Annotated in this window: 19 protein-coding genes; 3 read left to right on the top strand and 16 right to left on the bottom strand. The window is 40.4% G+C overall.

Translation table 11 applies throughout. The features are described 5' to 3' along the window. Window positions 1–355: 355 nt before the first annotated feature. The 3 genes from M313_RS0110205 to accB are packed head-to-tail and all read right to left on the bottom strand — an operon-like array spanning window position 356 to window position 2,654. Window positions 356–760: an Asp23/Gls24 family envelope stress response protein gene (locus M313_RS0110205; protein WP_010194870.1), complete on the bottom strand. Its 405-nt coding sequence runs from the start codon at window positions 758–760 to the stop codon at window positions 356–358. A 21-nt stretch (window positions 761–781) separates the two neighbouring features. Beyond that, window positions 782–2,134, bottom strand: coding sequence for an acetyl-CoA carboxylase biotin carboxylase subunit (gene accC, locus M313_RS0110200; protein ID WP_010194868.1), 1,353 nt, complete (start codon window positions 2,132–2,134; stop codon window positions 782–784). A gap of 16 nt (window positions 2,135–2,150) precedes the next feature. After that, the gene (accB, locus tag M313_RS0110195; RefSeq protein WP_010194866.1) at window positions 2,151–2,654 is read right to left on the bottom strand and encodes an acetyl-CoA carboxylase biotin carboxyl carrier protein; all 504 of its coding nucleotides are present in this window, start codon (window positions 2,652–2,654) and stop codon (window positions 2,151–2,153) included. A gap of 1,115 nt (window positions 2,655–3,769) precedes the next feature. On the opposite strand from accB, the gene M313_RS0110185 reads away from it, so the two are divergent. Further along, complete coding sequence (locus M313_RS0110185) at window positions 3,770–4,750, top strand: nuclease-related domain-containing protein (RefSeq protein WP_010194859.1); 981 nt, start codon at window positions 3,770–3,772, stop codon at window positions 4,748–4,750. A gap of 57 nt (window positions 4,751–4,807) precedes the next feature. Here the strand turns inward: M313_RS0110185 and M313_RS0110180 are convergent, their stop codons facing one another. The 9 genes from M313_RS0110180 to M313_RS0110140 all read right to left on the bottom strand — a co-directional run bounded on the left by M313_RS0110180 (window position 4,808) and on the right by M313_RS0110140 (window position 10,608). Further along, entirely contained in the window at window positions 4,808–5,467 is a 660-nt protein-coding gene (locus M313_RS0110180; RefSeq protein ID WP_010194858.1) for a SpoIIIAH-like family protein, read from the bottom strand. 3 nt (window positions 5,468–5,470) lie between these two features. Continuing rightward, complete coding sequence (spoIIIAG, locus tag M313_RS0110175) at window positions 5,471–6,139, bottom strand: stage III sporulation protein AG (RefSeq protein WP_010194856.1); 669 nt, start codon at window positions 6,137–6,139, stop codon at window positions 5,471–5,473. 6 nt (window positions 6,140–6,145) lie between these two features. Then, window positions 6,146–6,766 (bottom strand): stage III sporulation protein AF, encoded by a 621-nt coding sequence (gene spoIIIAF, locus M313_RS0110170; protein ID WP_010194854.1) that lies wholly within the window; start codon window positions 6,764–6,766, stop codon window positions 6,146–6,148. 12 nt (window positions 6,767–6,778) lie between these two features. After that, entirely contained in the window at window positions 6,779–7,951 is a 1,173-nt protein-coding gene (gene spoIIIAE, locus M313_RS0110165; protein WP_010194853.1) for a stage III sporulation protein AE, read from the bottom strand. A gap of 27 nt (window positions 7,952–7,978) precedes the next feature. Continuing rightward, window positions 7,979–8,368, bottom strand: coding sequence for a stage III sporulation protein AD (spoIIIAD, locus tag M313_RS0110160; protein WP_083800911.1), 390 nt, complete (start codon window positions 8,366–8,368; stop codon window positions 7,979–7,981). 16 nt (window positions 8,369–8,384) lie between these two features. Further along, window positions 8,385–8,588: a stage III sporulation protein AC gene (gene spoIIIAC / locus M313_RS0110155; protein ID WP_010194848.1), complete on the bottom strand. Its 204-nt coding sequence runs from the start codon at window positions 8,586–8,588 to the stop codon at window positions 8,385–8,387. 216 nt (window positions 8,589–8,804) lie between these two features. Further along, window positions 8,805–9,320 carry a stage III sporulation protein SpoIIIAB gene (gene spoIIIAB, locus M313_RS0110150; RefSeq protein WP_010194847.1) on the bottom strand — a complete coding sequence of 172 codons (516 nt, stop codon included), beginning with the start codon at window positions 9,318–9,320 and terminating at the stop codon, window positions 8,805–8,807. Then, a complete protein-coding gene (gene spoIIIAA / locus M313_RS0110145) occupies window positions 9,317–10,249 on the bottom strand; it encodes a stage III sporulation protein AA (protein WP_010194846.1) in 933 nt (310 codons plus the stop codon). Before spoIIIAA ends, spoIIIAB begins: the two co-directional genes overlap by 4 nt. Before the next feature lie 77 nt (window positions 10,250–10,326). Further along, on the bottom strand, window positions 10,327–10,608 hold the full coding sequence (locus M313_RS0110140; RefSeq protein ID WP_010194845.1) for a YqhV family protein: 282 nt from the start codon (window positions 10,606–10,608) through the stop codon (window positions 10,327–10,329). A 154-nt stretch (window positions 10,609–10,762) separates the two neighbouring features. On the opposite strand from M313_RS0110140, the gene M313_RS0110135 reads away from it, so the two are divergent. Next, window positions 10,763–12,268, top strand: a complete 1,506-nt coding sequence (locus M313_RS0110135) for a glycine betaine uptake BCCT transporter (protein WP_010194844.1) — start codon at window positions 10,763–10,765, stop codon at window positions 12,266–12,268. Window positions 12,269–12,309: 41 nt separating this feature from the next. After that, complete coding sequence (locus M313_RS26140) at window positions 12,310–12,483, top strand: hypothetical protein (RefSeq protein WP_010194840.1); 174 nt, start codon at window positions 12,310–12,312, stop codon at window positions 12,481–12,483. Between the two features lie 50 nt (window positions 12,484–12,533). On the opposite strand, the gene M313_RS0110125 is transcribed toward M313_RS26140, so the two are convergent. From M313_RS0110125 to M313_RS0110105, 4 genes are all read right to left on the bottom strand, one after another. After that, entirely contained in the window at window positions 12,534–13,241 is a 708-nt protein-coding gene (locus M313_RS0110125) for a nitroreductase family protein (protein ID WP_010194839.1), read from the bottom strand. Between the two features lie 110 nt (window positions 13,242–13,351). Next, the gene (locus M313_RS0110120) at window positions 13,352–13,765 is read right to left on the bottom strand and encodes an RrF2 family transcriptional regulator (protein WP_010194837.1); all 414 of its coding nucleotides are present in this window, start codon (window positions 13,763–13,765) and stop codon (window positions 13,352–13,354) included. A 151-nt stretch (window positions 13,766–13,916) separates the two neighbouring features. Further along, complete coding sequence (locus tag M313_RS0110115) at window positions 13,917–14,444, bottom strand: GNAT family N-acetyltransferase (RefSeq protein WP_010194836.1); 528 nt, start codon at window positions 14,442–14,444, stop codon at window positions 13,917–13,919. A gap of 214 nt (window positions 14,445–14,658) precedes the next feature. Beyond that, window positions 14,659–14,886, bottom strand: coding sequence for a hypothetical protein (locus M313_RS0110105; protein ID WP_010194834.1), 228 nt, complete (start codon window positions 14,884–14,886; stop codon window positions 14,659–14,661). Window positions 14,887–15,441: the final 555 nt, after the last annotated feature.

The following is a 15,441-nucleotide window of genomic DNA, read 5'->3' as shown; positions in this document are numbered from 1 at the left end:
CTAGTATAAAAAGATAATAGCACATTTTTATCAAAAAACACATGTTTTTCATTCGTTTTTCAGCTAAATTACATACAAAATGAACACTTTGTAACCAAACGTTCGGAATTAACCATTTTCATCCTTTGCTCTGGGGGAGCTCAAAAGGTGTCATTCTTCTATTTAATTATGTCAGTTTCATCTTTACCGAGATAATACCCTACTATACTTTTTGAGAAAGTCTAGTTAAAAGTAGCGACTAAAATTGTACCTAATTATGTGGGGGAACACAAGGGAAACTTAGGTTGGAACCTTTCTTAAGCAAAAAAAATTGTAGACACCCTTCTAATGAGAGTGCCTACAAGGTGAAGTCTTATTAAATTTCTTGTTCTACTTCTACTTCATTTTTTTGTGCTTCAAATTGTACTCCGACTACATGGATATTCACTTCTGTAATTTCCAGTGCTGTCATATTCAACAGTGCTTGACGGATATTGTCTTGAACTTTTTGTGCAACTGTTGGAATAGAAATACCGAACTGCATCACACAAAATACATCCACTTTAATGCCTTCTTCGGAAAGATCGACTTTTACACCTTTGCCGTGATTCTTTTTCCCAAGTCTCTCTACCACACCAGCAGCAAAGTTACCGCGCATTGACATAACGCCTTCCACTTCGGAAGCAGCAATGCCGGCAATAACTTCAATGACTTCAGGAGCAATTTCAACTTTGCCAAGTGAATTGTTGTTTTCCATTTCTAATAAGTTTCTTTCGCTCATAATTAACCCTCCTAAATATAGTTAAGAATTCATGACATCATATTTCTCAAGAAATTTCGTATTAAAGTCCCCATCTTTGAACTTTTCGTGATCCATAAGTTTCAGATGGAAAGGAATCGTAGTATGAACGCCTTCAATAATAAATTCGCTTAACGCACGTTTCATTCGTGAAACAGCTTCTTCACGTGTTGCTCCATAAGTGATTAGCTTTGCCACCATGGAATCGTAATATGGCGGTATGCTGTAACCAGGGTAAACAGCGGAATCCACTCGAACCCCTAGACCACCTGGCGGAAGGTACATTTCAATCTTCCCAGGGGAAGGCATAAAGTTCTTTTCTGGATTTTCTGCATTGATACGGCACTCAATCGACCAGCCGTTGAAAACGACATCTTCTTGCTTAAGAGATAGTGTTTCCCCAGATGCAACCCGAATCATTTCCTTGATTAGATCCACCCCTGTCACCATTTCCGTAACAGGATGCTCTACTTGGATACGGGTGTTCATTTCCATGAAGTAGAATTTTCTATTCTGATAGTCATAAATAAATTCTATCGTACCTGCACCCATATAGTCCACTGCTTCAGCAGCTTTTACTGCCGCATCCCCCATTTGAGCACGAATTTCTTCATCCAAAACAGGTGAAGGCGTTTCTTCCACTAGCTTCTGCAGACGGCGCTGGATGGAGCAATCACGCTCTCCAAGGTGGATCGTATTACCATGGCCATCTGCCATTACTTGAATTTCAACGTGACGGAAATCTTCAATGAATTTTTCAAGATACACGCCAGGATTACCGAAAGCAGTTGCCGCTTCCTGTTGCGTAATGGAAATACCCTTTTTCAGTTCCTCTTCGTTTCTTGCTACACGGATACCTTTTCCGCCTCCGCCTGCCGTTGCTTTAATGATAACAGGATAACCGATGTCATTAGCGATGGAGATACCGTCATTGATGTTTTCGATGATTCCTTGAGAACCAGGAACAATTGGCACACCAGCTTTACGCATCGTTTCACGCGCAACGTCTTTCGTTCCCATCTTGCTGATCGCTTCAGGACTTGGCCCTACAAATGTAATGTTACACTCTCGGCAAAGCTCGGCAAAATCCGAGTTCTCCGCAAGGAATCCGTACCCTGGATGGATAGCATCAGACGCCGTAAGTTTTGCCACGCTAATGATGTTCGTAAAATTAAGGTAGCTGTCTTTTGACGTTTTTGGTCCGACACAATATGCTTCATCCGCCAACTGTACATGAAGGGATTCTTTATCCGCTTCCGAATACACAGCCACCGTTTCTATATCCATTTCTTTACATGCACGAATAATTCGTACTGCTATTTCTCCTCTATTGGCAATCAATAATTTTTTTATCATGAGTGTCGCCCCCTCCTTATACTGTTTTTACAAGGAATAAAGGTTGACCATATTCTACTAATTGGCCATTATCAACCAGAACCTCGACAATTTCGCCTTTGACTTCTGCTTCAATCTCATTGAACAGTTTCATTGCCTCTACGATACAAACGACAGAATTTTCGCCAACTTTGTCCCCTTCTTGGACATATGCCGCTTGATCCGGTGATGGAGACGCATAGAACGTTCCAACCATCGGGGATGTGATTTTATGTAGGTTCGCATCTTCCTGTTTAGGTGCCGCTGCTTCTTGTTTAGTTTCTGCAGCTGCTGTTGGCTGTTGATTCGGTTGTGCCGGTGTTGTTTGTTGTTGCGGTACTGCTTGTGGTGCTGGTGCAGCTACTTGTTGCGTGCTCACAACAGTTTGTGCCGCATGCTTCTTCATTTTAATTTTGGAACCTTCATTTTCATACGTGAATTCATCTATATTGGATTGGTCAATCAACTTAATAATTTCTCTGATTTCTTGGATCTTTAACATATTTCGTTCACTCCTCGGTCCTTTTGATGATTAGTTGCTGCGTTGATGTTGCTGTGCGGCTGCCTGAATGTTGCTATGTACATTTTAACAAAATAGTTCATATTCATCATACGATACAAGCTTCCGAAATTCAACTAAAAATAGTAATAGATATTATTACCTAGTGCTAAGTTTAGGTGGTTGCGTGAATTCAGGGTGCTAGTAGCGTTAATGAAATGATGAAAACGCTTTAGTTATTATTATAGGGGATTTTGGGTGTGGTGGATAGGGGGAGTGTTGGGGATTGGGGATAGTGGAGGAAGGTTTTGCATTGGTTGTTGCGGATGTGCAGGGGAAATTGCTTGTGTCATTGGTGACTTTTACAGAGTGTCCGAAGTTTTGTGGATTTTGACCGAAGTTTGGGGAAAGTTGACCGAAGAATTTGCATAGTTGACCGAAGTTTGGGGAAAGTTGGCCGAACCGATTTTTCAAGTGACCGAACACCGTGAATTTTTGTCCGAACGATTAGGCTTATTTGTCCGAACCCCCTTATAATATAGGACTAAAATGTCCGAAGTCACATGTAATTTGTCCGAACCATTTTTAACTCGCTAAAAACGAGCTATTTTCTTATGTCTTGTACATATTTCAAACTGATCTCCCATGAAAATTCAGCAGCCCTCCGTCAAACAATTTGTTCTTTTTGCTAATTGTCCGAAGTTTTCCTAAAAGTGACCGAAGTTTTTGAAAAGTTGTCCAAAGATTTCGCAAAGTTGACCGAAGCTTCGCAAAAGTTGACCGAACCAATTTTTCAAGTGACCGAACGTCCCCAATTCTTGTCCAAACAACCCTACCAAATTGTCCGAACCCTCATCCAAATCAGTGCTAAAATGTCCGAAGTCACATGTAATTTGTCCGAACCATTTTAAACACCTCCAAAACAGCCTGATTTTAAGAGTTTTTCCTCAAATTCAACACAACTTCCCATCAAAAGGCCAAAAGATTAATTTGCTAAAACCTTTCCATAAAACCCCTTCCCCCAAACAAAAAGAATTTCAAAAAATTTGTCAGATCTTGCAGGAAAAACCTTCCTCCATGTCAAAACTAGTAACATTAACTAAAGGAGTTGTTTGCCTATGATCATTCTGAAAGAACGTGAAATGTCTTTAAAAATCAAAGTATTAGAAGCCTTAAGTCGGCGCCTTCCTGCCTCCCACCACATGTTACCGAGGATAAATTCAGATTTAGGGAAAAACATAGCTGGTTTTAAAGGAGAAGAGTCGCTTAATTACTACTTGGAATTGTTACCCGACGAAGAGGGAGAGTTTTATGTTTTGCAAGATATAAGGCTACCTTTTAAAGAACATCACTTTCAAATTGACACACTTCTGATCTTCCCTACTTTTTTCCTCATATTAGATGCTAAATATATGAAAGGCACCCTCGCGTTTGACCCGGCCTTCCAACAACTCATTCAAAAATTCACCGAAAATGAAGTAGATAAAACTATCACCTATTCAGATCCGATAATTCAAGTGCAGAATCAACTCACTAAATTCAAAAGTTGGTTAAAAGACTATAAAATTCAGCCTGGTCCTTGTGAAAGTCTAGTAGTCATTGCGAACTCAAGGGCAGAGATTAAATGTATTTCGCACCCCACCCTCGTTAAGAACATGGTAGTTCGCAATTCAGGGGTTGAAGCAAAAGTTACAGACTTCACCAAAAAACATACTAAAGAAACCTGGTACGCAAAAAATGTACGTAAACTAAGCTCGCTTATAATTAAAAAGAACGAGCCTGTCACCTTTATAGATCTGGAGAAAGATTATGGGGTAACTTCAGATTGTATACTAAAAGGTGTGCAGTGCCAGAAATGTCATCATATTGGTTGTGAGAAAGCCTTTGGGACTTGGCTTTGTCAAAAATGCCACCATACTTGTAAGGAGGCACATCTCCATCTACTAAAAGATTATAAGTTGTTAATTGGCCCTACAATCACTGTTTCCGAGTTTCAGAAAATAACTGGTATTAAAAATGAGCGAACAGCACGCCGTCTGTTGCTTTCATCAGGTTTATCCTACTCAGGCAACACCAGTAAAAGGGTCTATTTTCTATAAAACCAAAAAACCGAAGCCCCTGTATTCCCAGGGCTTCGGCACTTTGACTAACTTATATTATTCGCCTTCTTCTGTTGCTGGTGGGAAGTCGAATGCGATGTCTTCGTTACGCACGTCTTTGAATTCTTGGCGCACCATGTGGTAGATGTCGTTCGCCATTTGTGGTGAGTGTGCTGCTGTTTTGACTGTGATTCTGATTTTGCCGTCTGTTACGCGAACTAGTGCATCATCTACATCCTTGTGTGAACGGATTGTGGATTCTAGGATTAGTTCTTTTTCAGAGATTTGTGCAAGTTCGTTGTATTGGTCAACTGCTTTGGAGATTTCTTCTGCTGGTAAATCTGTACTTGCCATCATTTCTTTTAGTTCTGCACGGTGTACGCTGCGAAGGTTTTCTAGTTCATAGCGCATTTCTGCTAATGTCTCGTCAGAAGAGATGTATTTTACTACAGCACTGCCATCTTCCTCTGTGGCTTCTTCGCCTTCAACAGCTTCCTCACCTTCTGCTCCTTCAGTTCCTTCTTCTCCATCAGTGCCAGCTGCTTCGCCTTCTTCACCGCCGTGGTTTTCAGTGGTTTCGGTTGCTGCAGGTTGTTCTGTGGCGTCATTTGCCAGTTGTTCGCCGGCTTGTTGATCACCGATAAAGTAGTAAGCGGATAGGACAAAAACGAGACTTAACATAGTTAGTAACCAAACGGTTTGTTTTTTTAATAACATGGATTATTCCCCCTCAGATTTTTTTGGAAGGACTGCTACTTTGTGCTGTGGTACGTCTAGCACTCTGGTGACAGCATCCAAAATCATTTGTTTTACATGTATATTTTCAGCGCCCTTTGCTACAATCAGAACTCCGCGTATGACCGGTTTTTTAGTTTCGGTTACGACCGGAATTTCTTGTTCATTTTTCCTGATGACGAGGACTTGTTCGTCCTTTGAGGTATCAGTGACGTCACGCTTTCCGCCATTTTGGTCTGTTTCGACCGTGTTTTGCTGGGAGGTGGTGACATTTTTCTGAAAGACTTTTTGCTCGGAAGAATCCACGTTAACAACGACAGATACGTCATTAACGCCGGTGATGGCCTCGAGTGCATCTTTCAACTGGTTCTCAAAGCTTGCCTCGTAATCAGAGATAGTAGAAGGTGCGTTGGCATCGTCACTTTGTCCAAATACCGGTTCATCTTCCGGTTCTTGCTGCTTCATGGTTGGCAGGACACCGCCACCTGGAGAGCTTGCGCTGTCTTCACCAAAGAACAGGTTTCCGAATAAGATGAATCCTACACCAAGGACGAGTATGACCGTCATGTATTGGTATTTTGCTTTTTTATCTTTTGACTGATTGGTTAGCAGAGATTTTAGCCATGGAATGAATGCTTGGTTTTTCTTTTCCACCTTGTACTAATCCCCCCCTTCGACTGCTACTGAAATATTGGTTGGTTGTAGTTGCCATCGATCTGCTAGGAAAGTTGCTATTTTCCCTTCTTCTCTCGAGGAAGGAGCTGGTTCCTTTTGTCTGGAGGTGTCAATTTGAACAGGTTTTACAACTTGAATGGCTGTCTCCTCTGCTTGCTCTAGTAGAATCACAACGGACTCTATATTTTCTTCTATTGGTATTTCCGTAAGCTGGTCCTCATTTTTCACAACAATCTGTATGTCTTTCACTGTTACACCATAGCTTTCTCTCAACTCCTCCTCCACATCTTCTTTCATTAGGACAGCCGCTTTATTTAAAATGTATGCAGCATGGGAGGCTTGTATTTCTTTTTTCTTCATTTCTATTAAATTTTCTGTATTTTCTTTTGATGTGTAGGATGAATGCGTGGTCATTTTAGCAAAAAGTTCATCCATATCTGTGGAAAGCAACTTTAAGATGGGGGTTAGGATGACGACAATCAGCAGAAGGCCAATCACTAGTTTTGTGTATTTTTGCATCGAAGAACTTGGCAGCAACATTTCGACTACCGTTGCTAACAGGATAAATAGGATGATACTGGTGATCCATTCTGTTAAGTAACTCATTTGCTCTCCCCCTTACCTGACCATCACGGTTATATTTCCTGCTGCAATGATGACCGTGATGCTTAAAAAGAACATGAAGGAGACAATTGCCAAGGCAGCAAAAATATAAATGATGCTTTTGCTGATAATATCGAGACATTTTATGACGGTACCGCCTCCTAAAGGTTGAAGGAGGGCCGCGGCAAGTTTATAGATAATTGCAATAGATAGTATTTTCACCGCCGGGAATGCAGCTAGTAAAATCAATGTGGCCACACCCAGGATTCCGACTGTATTTTTTAATAACACAGATGCAGTTATCACGGTATCGGTGGCATCTGTAAACATTCTGCCGATAACAGGGATAAAGTTTCCGGTTACAAATTTGGCGGTGCGAATGGCGATTCCATCTGTTACCGCTGCGGTTGCACCCTGTACGGAGATAACCCCAAGGAATACCGTTAAATAGATTCCTAGGATTCCAATGCTAACATTTCGAAGTAACGCCGCCAGTTGCGTTACCTTGTAATGTTCACTTAATGTGCTGACAATGCTCAAGATTGCTGAAAGAAACAAGAGTGGAAGTACGACATATTGAATAAGCAGACCGCTTGTGTTCATTAAAAATAGGATAATGGGGTGGAAAAATGCTGCTGAAACTAATCCGCCTGATGAAGCAATGAGCGCGATGAGCAGTGGAACTAATGCAATAATGAACCCTGTCATGGCGGTTATTGCTTCGAGTGTGTAAGAGATAACGATATGAAAACTGTTAAGCGCGATGATGATCAGGACCATGAATACGACACTATAAGCCACTTTACTGACCGTTTTCTGTTCAAAAGCATTTTGAAGCGTTTGTAGGAACATGCTGAAGATGGTGAGTAAGATCAGGCTGCCGAGTAATTTTCCGTTCGCGAGCAGTTCATGAAATAAGTACTTCAGAAAACCTTTTGACCATTCTTCCAAGGAGAAGGACTTGTCCCCTTTTACAAATTCCATGAATGACCCTTTTTGGCTTTCTGGCAAAAAACCGTCATACTCTTCCATTACTTCTTCCCAGTACACCTTGATTTCTTCTACATCTATTCCTTCAATTTGATCTGTTACTAGTTCTGATGGCGAAGAGGGTGAGGCTTGTACTAATTCAAATGGAAGGAACAGTAGGATTAACAAGGCTGCAATGATTGCAAGAATGAATTTCATAGGATTGCTCCCCTCTGCTTTTTCATTTTAAGAAGGAATGAGATTAATGATGGTTTCAATGATAACAGTCAAGATTGGAATGGCCATCGCAAGTATTAATATTTTTCCCGCCAATTCGATCTTGGATGCGATTGCTCCCTGCCCTGCGTCTTTGGTGATTTGTGCTCCGAATTCTGCGATATAGGCGATACCGACAATCTTGAGAATGGTTTCTACATAGATTAAATTCACATTGGCGTTAATCGCGATCCTCTCTAGCATTCTGATGACATCAAATATTTGCTCTACTAAAAATAAGAAAATAGCACAACCGACAAATACGACTAGCATGAAGGCAAATGTCGGTTTTTGCTCTTTAACTACTAATGCAAGAAAGGTGGCGATTAAGCCAAGACCTACTATTTGGAGAATCTCGATAGGTCAACACCCCTTATCATTGGAACAGGAATACCGATTTGATTCTTTTGAATAGATCGTCGACGATGCTTGCTACCATAAAAAGAATGTAGATGAATCCGAGTAAGGTTACCCAGTGTGCGTATTCTTCTTTGCCGAGTTGTTTTAGTACGGTGTGCAGGAAGGCTACGACGATGCCGATGCCGGCGATTTTGAATATTACGTCTACTTCAATGCCCATGGACGCTCCTCCTATTTTTTCCGGTTTGCTTTGTTGCATTTACGCCGCTGTTCCTTTCCGCAAATGACTTCGCTTTCCGCGGGGCGACCTTGAGCCTCCTCGGCAAGCCTGCGGGGTCTCACCAATGTCGCTACTCCCCCGCAGGAGTCTTCGTCATTTGCTCCAATCCACAGCTAGAAGCCTTCAATTCCCAGATTCTTCCTAGTGCCTTGACCGCTAAATCAGTAATATCACCAGTAGTAATCCTGATAGGACTCCGAGGCTTTTTACCATTCGTTCGTAACGGTTTTGTTTGTCGCGGGCATCTAGTTCTTCTCGTTCTAGGTGGGTTAATGCGAGTTGGATATGCTTTTGTTGGGTATAGCGATCATGCTGTCCGAGCGTTTCGCCGAATTGTTTCATGATCTCGAGTTCTGCCGTTTTATATGCGGTGTTTTTCCAGACATCATCCAAACTTTCTTGCCAGGCTTCTTTTACTGTCAGGCTCGCTTTTTCCAATTTATTTGCAAAGCTTTCGAAAAACCATGAGAGTGGTTTTTCCAATTGCTTGGAGATGTTTTTGGTGGCATCTGCTAGAGGAGTATGACCATACATGATTTCGGCTTCAAGAGATTGCAAGGCTACTTTTAATTGTCTTAATTGTCTTGGCCTTTCTGTCAGGTGCCTTGCCGCTTCAAATCCTGCCCAGGAAGTTGCCACAAGTATTAAGACTGCCCCTATAAGTTTGATCATCTTCTCACACCCTCTTCCCGGTAGATCTCCTCTCCCATTTCATTTACGATTCTCTTGATGGATCCTGGGCCATTGGATCTGGTCAGTTCCACGAACCGTTTTACTGCCCGGTATGATAAGATTTCTCGAAGACTTGGCCGGCTTTTTAGTTCATCAAACGAAAAAGCATGAACCGACATGAGAAGCCCCACGCCTGCATTGACGGCTTCCATCACTGCTTCGCTGTCTTCCATTCTTCCAATTTCATCTACTACAATGACATCTGGGCTCATGGAGCGGATCATCATCATCATGCCTTCTGCCTTCGGACAGCTGTCAAGCACATCTACCCTCTGTCCCAAATCGTGCTGGGGAATACCATGTACACACCCAGCGATCTCAGAGCGTTCATCCACAATCCCCACCTTGCATGAGGCCACGCGTTTTTCCTCACACCCTGAGCTCATGATCCTTGCTAGGTCCCTAAGTAAAGTTGTCTTTCCTGTTTGTGGCGGTCCAATTACCATTGTGCTGAGCCACCTGCCTTTTTCGTACAGATAGGGCATTAACGGTGTAGCAACTCCAATCTTCTGTTTGGCAATACGGATATTAAAGGAGGATACGTCCCGAATTGCCTTCACTTTCCCTTGTTCTGTGATTACTTTTCCAGCTAGACCAACACGATGTCCTCCAGTGATTGTGATATATCCCCGTTTCAGTTCCTCTTCCAGTGCATAAATGGAATGCTTGCTTATTTTGTTTAATATGTGAATCGCATCTGTTGCCGTCACTATATAGGCCGGAAAATAAGGATTCCCATCTATTATTAATTCTAGGGGGCGATTTACCCGAACTCGTATTTCTTCCATCCTCTCCAGTAACGGTGGTGAAAGTGTATCAATAACACCGGTAATTTCCGGTGGCAAAACAGTAGTAATACTCGCAAGCATACATATCCCCTTCTTGTCCTATTATTACTTACAATGTATGCGGGCTTGGACAATATATAACAACGGAATACATTTTCTCACTTATAGATGCCAAATAAGATAAAGCCTAATCCAATAGCTATATAAATCATTTTCGAAAAGGAGATTTCGTCTGCCATACTAATCAAGCCAATCATCATGGTGGAAATGAAGATCAAAGGCCCCACCACCGCTAACATCGAGTTCACCACAACCGCTTTTTTCACATCATTTAAGCTGAGCATGATGATGGCAGCAGTAATTTCTAGTAACCCTGAAAAGATTCGAATCCCTGCCATTGACAGAACGGCATGATCGAAGTGACCTAATAATTTTTTCATTATAATTTGTCCTCCCTCTTGCAGCTGCACAATTAGAGCATCTTGTACAACCTATGCGGAGGAGAATGAAAGAAGAAGTAAATTTAGTTTGAAAGGAATGTAGCAATTTAGGGAATGCTAGCGGAAGGATTAATTTGGGAAAGGCGTGGATGTTATGAAAGGGATCGGTAAAGTATTTTGGATTTCCGTTATCATTGCTGCTTTGTTTGTATTGATTGGGGTTATTTTCCCAGAACCTTTTAGTAAGGGAATGGATCAGGCAAACTCATTCATTCTAAATGCTTTTGGCTGGTTTTATCAATTGGCGGCTACTTTCTTTCTTTTATTTGCTTTATTTCTCATTTTTAGCAAATACGGCAAAATAAAGCTTGGAAAAGACAAAGATCTCCCGGACTACTCTACCTTGACATGGTTTGCGATGCTGTTTAGTGCGGGGATGGGGATTGGACTGGTTTTCTACGGAGTCGCAGAGCCTATCTCCCACTTCACTACACCACCACTTGGAGAAGGTGGAACTTCCGCTTCTGCAAAATTAGGTCTTCGTTACACCTTTTTACACTGGGGATTTCATGCATGGGCCATTTATGCAACCATTGCGCTTTCCATCGCATATTTTAAATTTAGAAAAGATGCCCCTGGATTGATGAGCGCAACTTTGTATCCTATATTGGGGGAGAAAACAAACGGAGTTTTCGGAAAAACGGTGGATATTGTGGCCGTTTTTGCCACTGTTTTCGGGGTTTGTGCTTCACTTGGTTTAGGTGCACAACAAATAAACGGCGGACTCAACTATTTGTTTGGCATTCCGAATAACTTCACTATACAGCTGATCATAATGGCGATTGTGACCGTTCTATTCATCGTTTCAGCAGGGACGGGGCTCTCTAAAGGGATAAAATACTTAAGCAACACGAACATGATTCTTGCTACATTTCTATTATTTGCGGTCCTTTTTATAGGACCAACAACCTTCTTATTGAATTTATTTACGACAACACTTGGAGATTATATTCAAAACCTCCCAAGCATGGGGCTCCGTCTTGCTCCATTCAATAACGAAAATGCAGAATGGATTGAAGGTTGGACGATTTTCTATTGGGCTTGGTGGATTTCTTGGTCACCTTTTGTCGGGACATTCATCGCCAGGGTGTCTAAAGGACGGACAGTAAGGGAGTTTGTCATTGCGGTGTTATTGGTTCCGACACTTGTATGCGCATTTTGGTTCAGTGTTTTCGGAGGGACCGGGATCCATATGGAGTTATTTGAAGGGGCTCAAGTTTCCGCCCAAAGTTTTGAAACAGGACTTTTTTATGTCTATAAACTTCTGCCATTTGGGACCATTTTATCTATTATTACAATTTTGCTGATTGCCACCTTCTTTATTACTAGTGCGGATTCTGCTACGTTTGTGTTAGGAATGCAGACAACAAATGGAGATATAAATCCTCCATTTTTCGTAAAATTGACTTGGGGATTAATTCTTTCTGCCTCTGCGGTTGTGTTGATGTATACAGGGGGATTGGAAGGTCTTCAAACCGCCATCATTGTGAGCGCTTTTCCTTTGACCTTTGTTTTGTTGATGATGGCCTTCGCGATTGTCAAAGCCTTTCGATTGGAAATCAAGGGGAAGGTACCTTTGAAGAAGACGAAGGAGAATTGAGTGGACAAAAATAACTACTTTGATGGAAGGAACGATTAGCTTTGAACTTTAAAAGTGAATTACAAGAAGCGCAAGATATCATTCATAAAGCACATCATCATTTAAAACAAGTTAGTTCCAACACTTTAGAATCTGAAGCTTGTTATTTTGCAATAAGAGAACTAGAGAAGGCTCAACAGAAAATCCAACAGGTACAACAACAAATCAATGAATAAAAAAAGAAAAAGAGTGCGCATTTGCAAGGAATTTGCGCACTCTTTTTTTATTAGTATCTATCCCAGTTTACAACCTCATCAAGCGGAAGACGAGTTTTCTCAAATCCTGCTTTTGCGCCTTTACCTAGTGAGATTAACATAATGGCCTCATAGTTTTCCGGAACATTGTATGCTTTTACGAATTGTGTTTCATCGTAACCGCCCATTGGAACGGTATCATAGCCTTTAGCCTTGGCTGCCAGCATTAACTGCATAGCCACTAGTCCACCATCAATGTGAGCAATCTTCGCTAAGCGTTCTTTTGAAAAACTCCCGTACCCATCAAGAATGCTGTTGACGTACATGTTTTTAACATCTTCTGGCATTCTTCCTTTTTCAGCGATTGCACTATAAATACGGTCTGCATTTTTGTATGCTTCGCGGTCTCCAAGTACAGCGATAACCACAGACGCATCCACAATTTGTTGCTGATTATTAGCGATCGGTAACAAACGCTCTTTTTCCTTTTGATCTTCAATAACTAAAAATCTCCAAGGTTGAAGGTTGCTAGATGACGGTGCTAAAATAGCTGTTTCTAAAATCTCCATGATTTCACTTTTATCCATTTTGAATTCAGGATCATATTGTCTAACTGAGCGGCGTTCTTTTGCGACTGTCAGAAAGTCTGTATCTTCCAACTGCTTTGGCGCTTCTTTGGTTGTATCAATTTCTTTTACTTTATTTAAATATTCTTCTTTACTCATAGTGTTTTTAGACATATTCAATTCCCCTTTAACTGTATTTTCTACAAGAACAGTATAGTTCGTTAACTGTTCCTTTGTCAACTACAGTTTATCAAGGCAAAATAAAAAAGCGAAACAGCTTTGTTTCACTTTTTCATTAAATCAGCTATGGTCTTTTGTTCTAAACCGGCTACGACCCATCCTTCCATTTCATCACGCAGTGTACAGAGCGACTCGCGTGTAGTAGAAGCAAAACATTCTTTACTTTCTACATTAAAAAAACCTTTCGGAAATGTTTCTGCTTTCATTGCATCGTACACTTCGGACAATTTTATTTCGCTAGGGTCTTTTACGAGAAAATAGCCACCGTCCCGGCCCTCTTTTGCCTGAATTAATTCGGTTTTAACCAGATGCCTTAATATTTTTCTTAAAAAGACGGACTTAGAATTCAGCTTCTCTGCTAATTCTCCGCTCGGACATCGGCCTTCATTATTAGCAAGCACCACGAGTGCCTGAATGGCCACACTGAACCACTTTGTACTCGTTACCTTTTCAGTCATTGTTTCACCTCTTCATCTACACTTTATTCTGAAACATCTCCCATAAAAAGTCAAAGTGTTTAGGAAGTTGGTAGGTGACAGGGGACATAAAAGCCAGTTTATTCTTAGGTATCTTTTATTTCAATTGATTGTAATACGTCTAATCATGAAACTAAAGTTTAGCTTGGGATCCCCATTCTTCACTTAATATCGCGTAGGTGTACTCATCCCACCAACCTTCGCCATGAGGTATACACTTCTTAAAATAACCTTCCCTTCTCATGCCGATCTTTTCCATCACACGGTATGAAGGTACATTTTCGGGTTGGCACGTTGCTACAATCCTATGTAAGCCTAATTCTTCGAATCCATACTTCAATACCCCGAATGCAGCTTCTGATGCGTAACCTTTATTATAATAATCAGGGTTAAGTACCCATCCTATCTCGTATGTATGTTCACCAAAGTATTTGAAAAATTCAATATGTCCAATCAAGGTATTATTTTCAGCTAGTATTAAAGGAAATTTTTGAGCTTTATTATTCATGTTCTCTTTAATAAATGCTTGTGTTTCTTCTTTTGACAATACACCCTCGGGCATATACTTCATAACTGACTTATTGCCAGTATAAAGATACACATCTTCCCAATCTTTTAAGTTGAAATTGCGTATAATCAATCTTTCTGTTCTTATGTTCATGTGAACTCTCCCATAAGGTTTAGTCTTCCTCCAACCTTCCCAATTCTTAAAAAGGAGCGACCCGCTTTGCCTCTGATTAATATTTGCAACTTAGAATAGTTGGATATGAACGAGCCGTTTTGCAACAAACGCTCCCCTTTATTGAAAATGAAGTTATTTGATAAGCTTCATCTTAATGATTAGCTAAATGATTTAAACAATCTTTTACTGATGATTAATTCTTATAGTATTCATAAATAAAGAAACCTGAATATTCAACATAAAATCCATCTTTTATTAAATTATAATTCTCTGAACTAATTGCAAATCCAAATGATGAATTTGGTCCTCGACCAGTTTGATCTACACTAATTTTTTCTCCATCTTTATTATACAAATAATAATCCTTATAGGACCCATTTGTCGTAAATGTCCCATCCTCATTAAAGATACCATTGTACATAAAGCTTCCTTTGTCGTATTTCATATTGTATGTGGTGTTAAAATTGAAATAAATATCATTTCCCCTATTCCAAACCTTATCAAGGAAAATGTTAGTGCTATCTTTATTTATAAGTTCTATGCCAAACTGTGTTTCTTTCTTACTATTAAGTGGTATCCATTCAGGCTTTACAAAGAACTCAACAGTCTCATCGTTTTTAATTAAATTAAGATCATACCCATCCCGTTGAGTTACATTTTCTAAAATTCCGTTGTTTGAATATGTTTCATTATAAAATAAAAATCCCCCAAAAACGCAGCACCCGATAATAATGAAATAAAGTACACTTTTTTTGATTATTTTGCACCCCTTTCAGTTCAACCACCTTACTTAATACCAATTATTTCATAATCTGAAAAGACCTACAATATGTAATTTTTTTCTAAACAAAAAATGAGCGCTGATCCTTGTAGGGATTGCGCTCGAAATATTAATGATAATTATCCAAGGAAAATACCAGATAGTGAAGGAAGATTGGAAAGTAACCTGAGGATTCGTTCATAAAAACTAAATATA

It is taken from the genome of Bacillus sp. m3-13, from assembly GCF_000175075.1.
Taxonomy (GTDB): Bacteria; Bacillota; Bacilli; order Bacillales; family Bacillaceae_I; genus Sutcliffiella_A; species Sutcliffiella_A horikoshii_C.
This window is presented reverse-complemented; position numbering and strand designations above follow the sequence as displayed.